Origin of the sequence: Intestinibaculum porci, assembly GCF_003925875.1 — a bacterium.
GTDB classification, from domain to species: Bacteria; Bacillota_I; Bacilli_A; order Erysipelotrichales; family Coprobacillaceae; genus Intestinibaculum; species Intestinibaculum porci.
The window spans coordinates 1,057,371-1,070,755 of the sequence record NZ_AP019309.1; the positions used below are offsets into that span (position 1 = coordinate 1,057,371).

General features: G+C 39.2%; 13 protein-coding genes. 10 read left to right on the forward strand and 3 right to left on the reverse strand.

The window, feature by feature from the left end:
• Nucleotides 1-336: 336 nt before the first annotated feature.
• Both SG0102_RS05160 and SG0102_RS05165 read left to right on the forward strand, forming a co-directional pair.
• Nucleotides 337-636: a NifB/NifX family molybdenum-iron cluster-binding protein gene (locus SG0102_RS05160; RefSeq protein WP_157982980.1), complete on the forward strand. Its 300-nt coding sequence runs from the start codon at nucleotides 337-339 to the stop codon at nucleotides 634-636.
• A gap of 4 nt (nucleotides 637-640) precedes the next feature.
• Nucleotides 641-1,114, forward strand: coding sequence for a pyridoxamine 5'-phosphate oxidase family protein (locus SG0102_RS05165; RefSeq protein WP_125118972.1), 474 nt, complete (start codon nucleotides 641-643; stop codon nucleotides 1,112-1,114).
• A 10-nt stretch (nucleotides 1,115-1,124) separates the two neighbouring features.
• On the opposite strand, the gene SG0102_RS05170 is transcribed toward SG0102_RS05165, so the two are convergent.
• The 3 genes from SG0102_RS05170 to rpsD form a co-directional block, all read right to left on the reverse strand.
• On the reverse strand, nucleotides 1,125-2,357 hold the full coding sequence (locus tag SG0102_RS05170) for a CpXC domain-containing protein (protein WP_162300183.1): 1,233 nt from the start codon (nucleotides 2,355-2,357) through the stop codon (nucleotides 1,125-1,127).
• Between the two features lie 102 nt (nucleotides 2,358-2,459).
• The gene (locus SG0102_RS05175) at nucleotides 2,460-2,942 is read right to left on the reverse strand and encodes an Ig-like domain-containing protein (RefSeq protein ID WP_125118974.1); all 483 of its coding nucleotides are present in this window, start codon (nucleotides 2,940-2,942) and stop codon (nucleotides 2,460-2,462) included.
• Nucleotides 2,943-3,019: 77 nt separating this feature from the next.
• A complete protein-coding gene (rpsD, locus tag SG0102_RS05180) occupies nucleotides 3,020-3,625 on the reverse strand; it encodes a 30S ribosomal protein S4 (protein WP_125118975.1) in 606 nt (201 codons plus the stop codon).
• A 330-nt stretch (nucleotides 3,626-3,955) separates the two neighbouring features.
• Between rpsD and SG0102_RS05185 the strand changes: the two genes are divergently transcribed.
• From SG0102_RS05185 to SG0102_RS05220, 8 genes are all read left to right on the forward strand, one after another.
• Nucleotides 3,956-5,713 (forward strand): septation ring formation regulator EzrA, encoded by a 1,758-nt coding sequence (locus SG0102_RS05185; protein WP_125118976.1) that lies wholly within the window; start codon nucleotides 3,956-3,958, stop codon nucleotides 5,711-5,713.
• 78 nt (nucleotides 5,714-5,791) lie between these two features.
• Nucleotides 5,792-6,928 (forward strand): cysteine desulfurase family protein, encoded by a 1,137-nt coding sequence (locus SG0102_RS05190; protein ID WP_125118977.1) that lies wholly within the window; start codon nucleotides 5,792-5,794, stop codon nucleotides 6,926-6,928.
• Entirely contained in the window at nucleotides 6,928-8,130 is a 1,203-nt protein-coding gene (gene thiI, locus SG0102_RS05195) for a tRNA uracil 4-sulfurtransferase ThiI (RefSeq protein WP_125118978.1), read from the forward strand. The genes SG0102_RS05190 and thiI overlap by 1 nt, the downstream gene beginning before the upstream one ends.
• A gap of 119 nt (nucleotides 8,131-8,249) precedes the next feature.
• Complete coding sequence (locus tag SG0102_RS05200) at nucleotides 8,250-9,470, forward strand: acetate/propionate family kinase (RefSeq protein WP_125118979.1); 1,221 nt, start codon at nucleotides 8,250-8,252, stop codon at nucleotides 9,468-9,470.
• Nucleotides 9,471-9,482: 12 nt separating this feature from the next.
• Nucleotides 9,483-10,268, forward strand: coding sequence for a Cof-type HAD-IIB family hydrolase (locus SG0102_RS05205; protein WP_125118980.1), 786 nt, complete (start codon nucleotides 9,483-9,485; stop codon nucleotides 10,266-10,268).
• Between the two features lie 33 nt (nucleotides 10,269-10,301).
• Complete coding sequence (locus SG0102_RS05210) at nucleotides 10,302-11,246, forward strand: DHH family phosphoesterase (protein ID WP_125118981.1); 945 nt, start codon at nucleotides 10,302-10,304, stop codon at nucleotides 11,244-11,246.
• A gap of 77 nt (nucleotides 11,247-11,323) precedes the next feature.
• Nucleotides 11,324-12,001, forward strand: a complete 678-nt coding sequence (locus SG0102_RS05215) for a response regulator transcription factor (RefSeq protein ID WP_125118982.1) — start codon at nucleotides 11,324-11,326, stop codon at nucleotides 11,999-12,001.
• Nucleotides 11,998-13,383: a sensor histidine kinase gene (locus SG0102_RS05220; protein ID WP_125118983.1), complete on the forward strand. Its 1,386-nt coding sequence runs from the start codon at nucleotides 11,998-12,000 to the stop codon at nucleotides 13,381-13,383. Before SG0102_RS05215 ends, SG0102_RS05220 begins: the two co-directional genes overlap by 4 nt.
• The last annotated feature ends 2 nt before the right edge of the window (nucleotides 13,384-13,385 follow it).

Genomic DNA, 13,385 nt, shown 5'->3' on the forward strand with positions numbered 1-13,385 from the left:
CTATGAAAGCGTTACAATAATAGATAGAGGGGGGAGAACCTTACATAAAAATTCTTTGTACAAATGAGTGTTGCCGACTCGCGAGGGAGAGACTGCGACTCTTCCTTTTCTTCATAAATAGTGTGATAAATATTTATCAGTCCCTATAAAATATTACAGTGTGATAACATAATACTATTGCGAAGGAGGGCATAAAAGCTTAAAATAGTAAAGTAATCATTATGGTGTGATTTGATTTTAAAATTGGACAGGGAGTCGCACTACATGCGTAGTGAGCTATGAAGAAAGGAAGTGAATGGGCATTTTCGTTCGATTGGAATGAGGGATGTCTACTACATGAAAATAGCGGTCAGTTATTTGAATAAAGAGGTTTTTGATGATTTTGGGACCACCCCAGCATTTAAACTCTATGAAATACATGAGCAACAAGTTTTAAAAAGTACTGTCGTGGATACGCAGGGGATCGAATATGGCGCTTTAGCTGTCTTTTTAGACAAGTATAAAGTAGATCTGGTTCTTACCGGAACAATTACCCCTGGTTCACGCTCTGCCTGTCATTCTAATAACATGGAAGTTGTTACGGGGATGAGCGGGAACGCTGATGACTGTGTCATGCAGTACTTGAAGGAAAGGTGAAAATATGGAAATTGTGAAGTATGAAATGCGTGATTTGCGGGAGATTTATGATGCCCTGCATGTCAGTGAAATTCTTTATCTGGCGGTCAATGATGAGAAATATCCAATTATTTTCTCAATGCTGTTTGGCTGTGAAATGGTTGATGATACCATTGTTTTATATTTTTATGATGATAAGAAAAATGATAAAACGGAGATTATCAGCAAGCATCCAGATGTTTCAATCCGTACCGAAGTCGTTTATGAATATTATGAATATCCGGAAACGGCGATGAGCTGTTCTTATGAAAGCGTCACTGGTACTGGTACCTGCGTACTTTGCAATGAGGAGTTTCATCATGCGATGGATCTGATTCTTACCCATTATGGGTTTGAAGGATCACTGGTTAATGATGATCTGGCCGAAAAGAAGAATATCTTTAAAATTACTTTAAACCATGTCACTGGTAAAAGACATGTAAAAACACCTCAATTTTAAGAGGTGTTTTTTAATTAACCAAAGTGTTTTGATGATAAGCGTCAAGCAGTGATAACAAATGGGTATCAATAGGAAATAGCTCTGTTGAAAAAGGATTCAGCAAATAGCCATCAACAGGTAAAAGCTGCTGATGCATCAGATCAAAGAACGGCATTTTCGCAATCGTATAATGTTCATCATAGAAAGAAATAATTTCGTCATGATTGGTAAAGATCGGGATAAACGATAAAGCATCAGCGCGATCCTCCATTGTTTCTGGCATCAGCAAACCATCTTTATCTTTTAAAGGCAAGTATACGATGCAATTTTCTAAGAGCTGAAAGAAAGCGCCCACCTGCATTGTCTGGTGATCCCCATGAATATCGGTCAGGGCATGTTCGACCGCAACCTGAGCAGCACGCTCATAAGGCGGTACGAAAGGAATCACTTTTTGAATAAACTTAGTGCCATGGGGGACATCACGCACTTCCTTAGTATGAATCGTGCTGATCGTACCGATGGCTTTTTCACCATGACAGGTGACTTCAACATGATCACCGACATGCACATGATCATTCGCATTGACGACATAGTCGATCATTTGCCCCATGACCATCACGCGCACTAAAATGATGGGAATATTTAAGCTGTAGAGCTGTTTGACATAATGCTCATCGACAAACGGGGATGTATCATAATGTAAAACATGGGTTAACATCGCATTGGCGGCATGACTCTGATACCAGCTTTCTGAAAAGCTGTAACATTTGACGCCATAATGATCAGAGATGACGACGATTGATTCCTGGCTGCTTGAGTCATAGTAGGCGAGAGCGCGGCCGCAATCAGGATACGTCTTTTTAAACTCATTGAGCAGCATGTCTTTATAAATGGCGATCAGACGATCATCGCGCTGGTGATCAAAGATCTGAATCTTCTCTTTAAAAGCAAAATAGTTATCACAGTATCGAATAATATAATCGCGCAGGTGATCTCCTAAAAACTGCAGGGCCATCAGATGACTGAATTCTTCCTGGTTTTCGCAGTAACAAATGAATAGTTTATGCTGGGGATCAAAGTAGATGAGCGAGTGATAGTAATACGTGACATGATGGCAAAAAGCACATTCATATTTAAATATATCATCGTTCATAATGGCCTGCTTTAAAGCGGGTTCTTTCGCCACATTGACAATATAAGGGTGGGGGAAAGCATTCAGCTGCCCGCATGATTCGCAGGGTAAGGTGAGGTTTTTTGATCTCATGATGATCATCTCCTTGGTTTTATTATACTCCAAAATGGCCTGAAGAGAGGAGAAAAGTCATCCATAACTTAACGATATGAAAAAACATCTCTTTCGAGATGTTTACTCCACAATCATCATTTTCATTTTTTTTATACGCTGCGTATAGTGATTATCAATCACCGTTAAGGTAATCGTCACTTTTCCTGGTGCGGTGGTTTTTACAACCCCATGATTATCAACGGTTGCTTTCGAACGATCACTGGATTTAAAATTCAGCTCTTTGATCTTCAGCTTTTTGGTATCAGGTAAAATTGTATAATCGATCTTTTTCGTTGTACCAACTTTACAGGTAATCGTTGAAATAGGGGTAGAAATAGATTTTACGACTGGTCCTTCACGCATGCAGGCAATCTGATACGTGGCGGTTAATACGATAAACCAGGCGATCATTAACGCCCCGCGGACATATTTGTTTAATTTGCGATTGAGATAAATGAGGGCGAAGGGTACTAAAGGAAATAGTACGATTGCCGTGAAGATGAGCCCTTTGGAAATTTTGCGATCCTCAAGTTCTTCTTCAATGACGTCAGTTGTCTCAGCCATAGAATCACCTCGGCCTTTATTATACTTGATGGAATATACTTTGCAAAGAAAAAAAGCACATAAAGTGCTTTTTTGAATTAACCAAGACGGTTGTAGTATTCGACGATCAGCTGTTCGTTGATTTCCTGATTTAATTCAGATCTTTCTGGTAATCTGACTAATTTACCACATCTCTTATCAGCATCAACTTCAACGAAACCAGGAACTGTAACCTGAGCTTCTAAAGCGTTTTTGATAACGTCTAACTGTAAAGATCTTTCCTTAACAGCAACGACATCACCAGGTTTAACCTGTGCTGAAGGGATATCAGTTTTCTTGCCATTTAATAAGATATGACCATGGTTAACTAACTGTCTAGCCTGTCTTCTTGTAGAAGCGAAGCCCATTCTGTAAACAACGTTGTCTAAACGTGATTCCAGTAAGCATAAGAAGTTATAACCCTGGACACCTTCTAATTTCATAGCCTTGTTGTAAGTGTTACGGAACTGTTTTTCGTTTACGCCGTACATATTTCTTACTTTCTGTTTTTCAGCTAACTGTAAACCATATTCAGTTGATTTGTGTCTCTTCTGACCATGCATACCTGGGGCATATGGTCTCTTGTTTAATTCTTTGCCGTTTTCTAAGATAGAGAAACCTAATCTTCTTGATTTCTTCCAAACGGGACCTGTGTAACGTGACATTGACGTTCCTCCTATATTGTTTTATTTTAGCATAAAACAATAGAGCTCATAGTTTGTTATACGTATGTTTTCATTAAGCATTTCTTTGCGGGAATACTCTGCACCCTCGACGGTGAAAACGTAGCTGCATAACTGCTATGTACCGCTATCATTTACTGCAAGTCCATATTATACGTGACATTTTTGAAAAGTCAATCATTTATTGCCTTATTATGATGAAATTTTGCTTCGTGTGAGGTGATTTCCTATATGCATCATATTCTCTTCTTTTGATAATGAAATTAGGCCGGATATATGCTAAAATAGCAGGGTAAATGAAAGGATGTTTATATGGAACAAGTCATATCTTATATAAATCAGTTTATTGCCCTTTTGGGTATGAGAAACCTTATTATCATCGGGGTGATTCTCGTTCTCTTTATCATTGCGATCGTTATTTATCGCTCGTTGCGTTTAAAGGTTTGTCGCAGTGAAATTGTCGATATTGAAAATCGCATTAATGGGATTAAAACATTACCGATCCAGTACCGCTTAGGACGCGTGCAAAGCATTGCGAAAAATATGAAAGAAGTGGCGGCGGAATATCAGGAATTCGCCAAAGATTATGATCATATTGTCGACTTCCTGCAAAATGAATTAAATCCTTTGGTCAATGAAGTGGATGAGCAGCTATTTTATGGAAAGCTGCGCGGCGCTAATAAAAAGATGGCGAAGTTAAGAGTGATGACAGATCGCTACGAGAAGGAATCGCAGGTCTTACTTAAGAAAATTGAAAAAGTCACGGAAATTGAAAACGTTCAGCGAATTGAAATTATTCGCGTGAAAGAAAAATACCGTACTGTGACCAATCAGTATGATGCCATTCGTATCAAAGTGGAAAGCTTTGTTCCAGAAATCAATGAAATCTTCAAAAGTATTGATGAAGACTTTGTGAAACTTGAAGGGATGATGAACAATCAGCTCTTTGATGATGCGAAAGCTTTCACTTCGCAGATTGAAGGACGGATTGATGCCTTAAGTGAAAGCATGAAAGATTTACCTTCTTATGTTTCCGTGGTGAAGCAGTTACTGCCTTCAAAAGTGGGCAAGGTCAAGAAACTGATTGAAGATCTTGATGAAGATGCTTATGCGCTTGAAGCGTTAGAAGCGGATGATCGCTTCGCGACGATTGAAGAGGAATTAGAGGAATCGATTGCGTTAGTAAAGAGCGTCCAAATTAATGAGGCCGGTGCTAAACTAGAATCATTAACGGATCATATTGAATCGTTAGCTGTTGATTTAACGAAAGAAAAGGAATCTTATAAGAAATTTAAGGAACAGTGGAGCAAGATTACCACGATTGTTGATAAAACGCGTGTTGAATATGATGAATGTTACGAAGACTATCAGGTCTTAAAACAGAAATTTGTCATCGATGAAGAGAAGATGACTTTAGTACGTGATTATGATGACTTTAAGCTGATCCTCGATGAATATGCGGATTTAAAAAATAAGCTGGATTCCGGGGAATTCGCTTATACTGATATGTTAGAAAATGTCGAAGCGATGATTCGCATTGTCACTTCCCATAAGCAGCATATTATTGATTTCATCAAAGGTCGTGACAATCTCTATGCTATTGAGAAACGCGCTAATGATGAAATTGAAAACATCAACATTGTCTTATTAGAAATCAAATCAGAAATTAAAAACAATCATTTACCAATGATTAATGAATCTTATAAAGATTACATTGCCGACTCTTATGAAAAAGCCAGAGAGATCAAAGCCTATAAAGCAAAGGCACCAGTAAATTTAGAAGAATTATCGAAGAAGGTCGATGGGGCACGTGATGTCATTTATAAGCTCTATGACAATGTGCATAACCTGATTATTACCGCGGAGATGGTTGAAGAAGCGATTGTCTTTGGCAACCGTTACCGTTCTACTTACTTAGAAGTCAATACTGAATTGACCAAAGCCGAAGTGCTTTTTAGAAATGGTGAATATACCAAAGCTTTAGCGGTGGCGGTCGATATGATTGAAAAGATCCAGCCGGGGTCTTACGAAAAGATGATCAAAAAATCAGAAGCGCGTGCTAGCGCCTAGAAGGATGTTGTCAATGACATCCTTTTTGCTTGTAGAAATGGAGAAATAGTGTAAAATAGGTGTGACCAGGAGGGTAAAATGATTTATTTAGATTATGTTGCAACCACCCCTTTGAGTGATGAGATTCGTCTCACCTACGAAAAGATTTTAGAAAAATATTTTGCCAATAGTGATAGTGCCTATAGCTTAGGTTATGAAGTCAGCGGACTATTAGACAATGCTCGCAGTCATATCGCTTCGTTATTAAAAGTGCGTCCGGATGAATTGATTTTTACATCCTGCGCTTCTGAAGCGAATAATACCGCTATTAAAGGCGTCTGCTTTCAGTATATGAACCGTGGAAAACATATTATTACGACGGCGGTCGAACATTCATCAGTGATGAATACGTTCAAACAGTTAGAAGAAGTCTTTGGCTTTGACGTGGATTATATTGGTGTGGATGAAAAAGGCCATCTCAACTTAGAGGAATTAAAAGATAAAATGCGTGAGGATACGATTCTCGTTTCGACGATGTATGTTAATAATGAAGTGGGAACGATCAATCCGATTAAGAAAATCAGCCAGATTATTCATGAGAAAAATCCGAAAACCAAATATCATGTGGACTGTGTGCAGGCGTTAGGCAAACTGCCTATTGATTTAAGCTTATGTGATTTAGCAACTTTTAGTGCCCATAAGATCTTTGGTTTAAAAGGCAGCGGTCTGCTTTATAAAAATCATCATACGACGATTGTTCCATTAATTAATGGCGGTCAGCAGGAATTTGGTTTACGCGGCGGGACTTCAAATGCGGCCACTTATATTGTTCTCGCTAAGACGATGCGCCTCGCTTTAGAAAAACAAGAGGAACATTACCAATATGTTGCTTCATTAAATGCTTTTATGCGTGAAGAATTACATAAACGTGATGGTATTGTCATTAACTCTAGTGAAGATGCTTCACCCTTTATTTTAAATATTTCTGTGCCGCATTATAAACCAGAAGTCATTGTTCATGACTTGGAAAGCAGCGGTATTTATATTTCTACACGCTCGGCCTGTACGTCTAAGAAAACGGAGATTTCCCATACTTTAGCCGCCATGCATTTAGATGAAGAAGTCGCTAAAAGCGCGCTGCGTATTTCTTTTGCACACGTAACGACCAAAGAAGAATGTGTAACCTTCTTAAAGGCGCTTGATCAATCATTAGAAAGGGTAAAGAAACAAAGATAATGCAAGCAAATCATATTATTGTCCGCTTTGGTGAATTAACGACCAAAGGGAAAAACAGAAAAACATTTACACGTAAATTATTAAAAAACACCAAAGAAATTTTAAAGCCATTTGATAAGTTAACGTATGAATTAACATACGATCATATCTTTATTTTACTAAATGGCGAAGATCCGCAGGCGGTAGCAGAAAAACTGAAAACAGTTTTTGGGATTCATTCGTTCTCCCTTTGTTACAAAGTGGAACATGATTTAGAAGCTGTTAAAGAAGTGGCAGCCCAGATTATTAATCAGGATGCGGGGAAGACTTTTAAAATTGAAACCAAACGTAATGATAAGTCCTTCCCAATGACCTCGATTGAAATGAACAAAGCGATTGCGGGTTATGTTTTCCACCATACTGATAAAGATTTAAAGGTTGATGTGCATCATCCGGAAATTTTAGTGAAAGTGGAATTCCGTAAGGACTATGCTTATGTTATGGATAATGTCGTCATGGGAGCTGGCGGTTATCCCGTCGGCATCGGCGGAAAGGCTTTATTAATGCTTTCGGGCGGTATCGATTCACCGGTGGCGGCGTACTTGACAATGAAACGTGGTGTAGACTTAGAGATGATCCACTATGCATCACCACCTTATACAAATGATTTAGCACGTGAAAAAGTGTTAGATTTGGTCAATGTGTTACGTCACTATACTCATGGCAAAATGACCGTGCATATTATCCCATTTACCAAATTACAGTTATCGGTTTATGATCACTGCGATGAATCTTATGCGATGACGGTCATGCGTCGGATGATGTATCGCATTGCGGAAGGCTTAGCCCAGGAAATTGGTGCCAAAGCGATCGTCAATGGGGAGTCGATTGGTCAGGTAGCGAGTCAGACTTTAGATTCAATGAATACGATCAATGCCGTCATTACAACGCCGGTCATTCGTCCCGTCGCTTGCTTAGACAAGTTAGAAATTATTAAGATTGCGGAAAAGATTGGCACTTATGATATTTCTATTCGTCCGTTTGAGGATTGCTGTACTATTTTCACGCCGCATAATCCAGCGACGAAACCAAAGATTTATCGCTGTGAAGAGTATGAAAAGAATTGGGATTTCGCCTCTCAGGTTGCGGATTGTATTAAAAATCGTGAAACAATTGTCATCGATGAAAACTATAAAAATGACGATGAATTAGACTTATTTTAATGAGAAGCAGGGGAACCTGCTTTTTAATATATAAATATTCATCTGAAAAGGCTTCCAAAATAACCTAAAAAGTGGTAAATTTTTAAGGTAACAGGAATTAAACTTAGGAGGATACAAATATGGCAAAAGTTATGGCAGTCAATGCCGGAAGTTCATCTTTAAAATTCCAGCTTTTTGAAATGCCTGAAGAAACCGTTATTACTTCAGGGGTTGTCGAAAGAATTGGTCAGGAGATGGGCAGCTTTACAATTAAATATAATGGAGAAAAGAAAGTGATGGAACAGCCGGTACCAGATCATAAAGTAGCGGTTGACTTATTACTTGAAGCACTGGTCTCATTACATATCGTTAATCAGTTAAGTGAAATCAGTGCAGTGGGACATCGTATTGTCCAAGGTGGTCCTTACTTTAATGATAGTGCCATCGTTGATGATGATGTCGTTGCAAAAGTAGAAGAACTTGCAGAATTAGCACCATTACATAACCCAGCTCATTTAGTTGGTTATCGTGCATTCAAGGAAGCTTTACCTAACGCCGGGGAAGTCTTCACTTTTGATACCGCATTCCACCAGAGTATGGATGAAGAACGTTATCTTTATCCTTTACCATATGAATATTATACTGATTTAAAAGTGCGTAAATACGGGGCTCATGGGACTTCTCATAAATATGTTTCTGAGCAGCTTATTCAATTATTGGGCAATCCAAAACATTCGCGTGTCATTGTCTGTCATTTAGGCAACGGAGCTTCTTTATCTGCTGTTCAGGATGGCAAATGCGTCGATACCTCAATGGGCTTTACGCCATTAGCCGGGGTTATGATGGGCGGCCGCTGCGGCAGCGTCGATCCTTCAATCATGCCTTACTTATGTAAGAAACTGAATAAAACACCAGATGAAATCTTAGATATCTACAACCATGAATCAGGGATGAAAGGTGTCTCTGGCATTTCTTCTGATTCGCGTGATATTGAAAATGCGTTATTCAATAAAGATGGCAAATCAACACCTGAACAGATTGATCGCGCGTTAAAAACCTCTTTACTTTATGCGCGCATTGTTTCTAAATACATTGGTGCATACTATACTGAACTTGGCGGCTGCGATGCGATTGCCTTCACCGCTGGGGTTGGTGAAAATGCGGCTTACTTAAGACGACTGATCATCGATAACTGTTCGCGCGCTTTATCAGTTTTCTTAGACGAAGAAGAAAACAACCGCCGCGTAGATGGCAATCATCTGATTTCAAATGAATTCTCAAAGATTGAAGTTTATGTCATTCCAACAAATGAAGAAGTCATGATTGCTCGTGATACGGTGAGATTATTAAATATTCGATAAGGGGGCATACCTATGGATACACCATCCATTAAAGCCGTCTTCTTTGACATTGATGGAACCCTTGTGAGCTTCAAAACTCACAAGGTTTCTTCATGTGTCGTGACGGCTTTAAAAAAATTACAAAAACAAGGCATCAAAATCTTTGTGGCAACGGGCCGGGGGAAAGATGGTTTAGCAGTGATTAAGGATATTCCTTTTGATGGTTATATCACTTTAAATGGTCAGTTTTGTTTTACGCAAGAGAGAATTATTTATGAAAACTTTATTGCTCGTAATGAACTGGCTATTTTATTAGATGAACTCAAAAAAGAGCCGTTCCCATGTGGCTTTACAATGAAAAATGGGAAAGTCTTTAACTATCGTGATCAGCGCGTTGATGCGATTCATGCAATCACTCATAATGACAATCAGCCGGCCGGAGATGTTTCGCACGTTTTAGACGAAAAAGTTTATCAATGTATGTGTTTTATTGATGAGAAAAAGGAAAAGCAGCTGCTTGCGAAAATGAAAAACTGCACGTCAGGACGCTGGCATCCGCTCTTTACCGATATTTCTCCCCTTGGCGGCACCAAACAAAATGGCATTGATCAGTTCTTAAAGTATTATGATATTGATTTAAGCGAAACAATGGCTTTTGGTGATGGCGGGAATGATGTGGCGATGTTAAAGCATGTCGCCTATGCGGTTGCGATGGGCAATGGTGAAGAGGCTGTCAAAGAAATCGCTGATTATGTGACTGACAGCGTTGATGAAGATGGCGTTGTCACAGCGCTTCATCATTTCCACCTGCTTTCCTAAGGGTTTTGTGGTATGATGATGGCGGTGATAAAAATGAAAGAAATATTAGAAAAAGTCAAAGCTTATAAACAAATTCTCGTTTATCGACATGTCAATCCGGATTTAGATGCTTTTGGCTCACAGTTTGGTTTAACACTCTTTTTAAAAGAGAATTTTCCTGATAAGCATATTGTGGCGATGGGAGATTTCTCTTCGCCCACCAAGAAGTTATATCCTTATGAAGAAAAGGACGTTCCTGATGAGGAAAAGAGCTTAGCAATCATCGTTGATACCGCCAATCGTGAACGCATTGATGGGGATCTCTCATTAGCTTTTGAAAAGATTAAGATCGATCATCATCTGATTGTCGATCAGTATGGTGATCTCAATATTGTGGATGAAAAAGCCTCTTCCTGCGCCCAGGTGATTACCAGCTTATATCAAAGTGTCGAGGATGATTACACCCTTTCTAAAGAAGCTGCCAGCTGTCTGTATTTAGGGATTGTTGGAGATTCTAACCGATTCCTTTATCGCAATACCGATGAACGTACCTTTCAAGCAGCGAGCACACTGCTTAAACATGGCGTTGATATAGAAGCGTTATATAAACGTTTATATTTACGACCAGAACGTGATTTACAGGTGACAAAATTTATCTTAAACAACTATCAGGTAGAAAATAAGGTCGCTTATTACATCTTAAAAGATGAAGATTTACAAACTTTACAAATCAGTCGTGAAGAAGGGTCAAACTATGTCAATACGCTCGCTAATATTGAAGAGTTTGCCATTTGGGTAGCCGTTACAGAAAATACCAAGGATCATAATGTTCGGGTTTCTATCCGTTCTCGTGAAGTGCCCATTAATACGATCGCCAGCGCTTTTCATGGTGGCGGGCACGCATTAGCGAGCGGGGCTACATTAAGCAGCTTTGAAGAGCTGCCAGCATTAATTAAAGCATTAGGAGAAGCGGCTGCTTCTTATCAGAAGGATGAGTAATTTCATCCTTTTTTCGCTTGTTTTATAGGGACAAAGACCATATCTATGATATAATTATTAAATAAGGGGGTGTTTTTTTGAAATCGAAAATAATGATTGTCGATGATGAAGCAGACATTCGTGCATTAGTCCGCTTTTATTTAGAAAAAGAAGGTTTTGAATGTATTGAAGCAAGCGGTGGTGAAGAAGCGATCGCAGTTGTTGAAAACCAGTATATAGATTTAGCCATTGTAGATGTCATGATGCCGGGGATGGATGGCTTTGAGCTTGTCGAAGCGATGCACCAGTATCGTGAATTTCCAGTGATTATGTTAACGGCGAAAGCCCAGTCAAAAGATAAACTGAGAGGCTTTTCTTTAGGAATCGATGACTATGTCACAAAGCCTTTTGATCCAGAAGAACTGTTAGCGCGTATTCGTGTCATTTTAAAGCGTTATAACGTTAATGCCTCAAATATTGTCAAATTAGGTGATGTCGTCTTTGATGGTGATAAATATGAAGTGCGTTATAAAGATGAAACGATTCATCTGCCCTTAAAACAGTTTGAGCTGGCTTTTGAATTAGCGAAAAATCCTAATCAGATCTTTACCCGTGAACAGCTGATTGAAAAGATCTGGGGGATGGACTATGAAGGCTTTGACCGCACAGTCGATGTCCATATTAAGCGTATTCGTGAAAATTTAGGGCATTTGCCAGGCTTTAAAGTGGTAACGGTACGTGGCCTTGGCTATAAGATTGAGGTTGATGACAAGTGATCAAATCCGTCTATGGCAAACTGTTTTTAGGCTTTGTAGCCACTATTGTAATCAGTTTTATGATCACCGGGATGTTCGCTTTTCACCAAAGCAAAGCGGACACGACCACGCTCGCCTCTGGCGAACTGGGAAAATCCAGCGAACATATCTCGGATTTAGTTGAACGCATTTCAAAAGATGATCTGTATAAGATTTTAAGTGATTATTCGCAGACGTCAGAGTTAAACTTCGATTTACGCTCTGATCGTCTCAAAATGTCTTATGGACATTTTGATCGCAATGTGAAATTGAGTGAAAAACAGGTTTCCTATTTGCAAAGCCATGTTGGTAAGTCGATTACGAATATGGTGGGAACGAAGATTGCTTATGCGAAATCTTTTAATATCAATAATCGAGTTTATGTTATTTGTGTGCAAAAGGACTCTAGCGATACCCAAAAGACATATCTGACCAGCTATATTTTAGCGGGGATTATTCTTTTTATTGCCGGGTCTTTAATCTTCTTGGTTGTTTCTGATTTTATTGTCAAACCTATTTCAGAGTTAACCAAAGCAACGAATGAACTGGGTAAAGGCAATTACAATGTCCGCGTCAATTATGCTGGCGATGATGAGATTGCAAAATTAAATAATGCCTTTAATCAGATGGCCATTCAGCTTGCAAAGCAGGAAGAAACCCGTCAGCAGTTTATTAGTGATGTCTCCCATGAGTTCCAGACGCCGCTAACGGCCATTGGCGGTTTTGCGAATATCCTGATGACCGAGAATTTACCAGATGATCAGCGTAAGAAATATGCAGAAATTATTTTAAGTAATTCTAAGCGTCTTTCTACATTATCGAAAAACATGTTACAGTTAGCGACGCTAGAGGGCGATGATACCAAACTTGATAAGAGTTCTTATTCCTTGATTGCCCAATTGAACCGGGTCATTGAAACGCAGGATTATTCTGCGTTATTAAAGGATATTGAGATTGAATTTATCAAGCCGCGCGGGGATCTGATGGTGGAAGCGGATGAATCGCGAATGGAACAGGTTTGGACCAATCTTATCAATAATGCCATCAAATATACTAAAGAACATGGTGTGATCACCGTGGAAGTGAAAAAATCAGGCAGTAATGTCATTGTCAATATTCAGGATACGGGCATCGGCATGAGCAAGGAGACCATTTCACATATCTTTGAGCGTTTCTATCGTGATGATAAATCAAGGGCCATTGAAGGCAATGGCTTAGGCTTAGCGATTGTGGCTCGGATCATTTCTTTGCATGGCTTTACTTTAGATGTGCAGAGCCAGGAAGATGTCGGCTCGATCTTCAGTGTGAAGATGCCGCTTTATGTGAAACGTTTAGCACCAAGATTTAATGAAAAGAAGGAATAAGC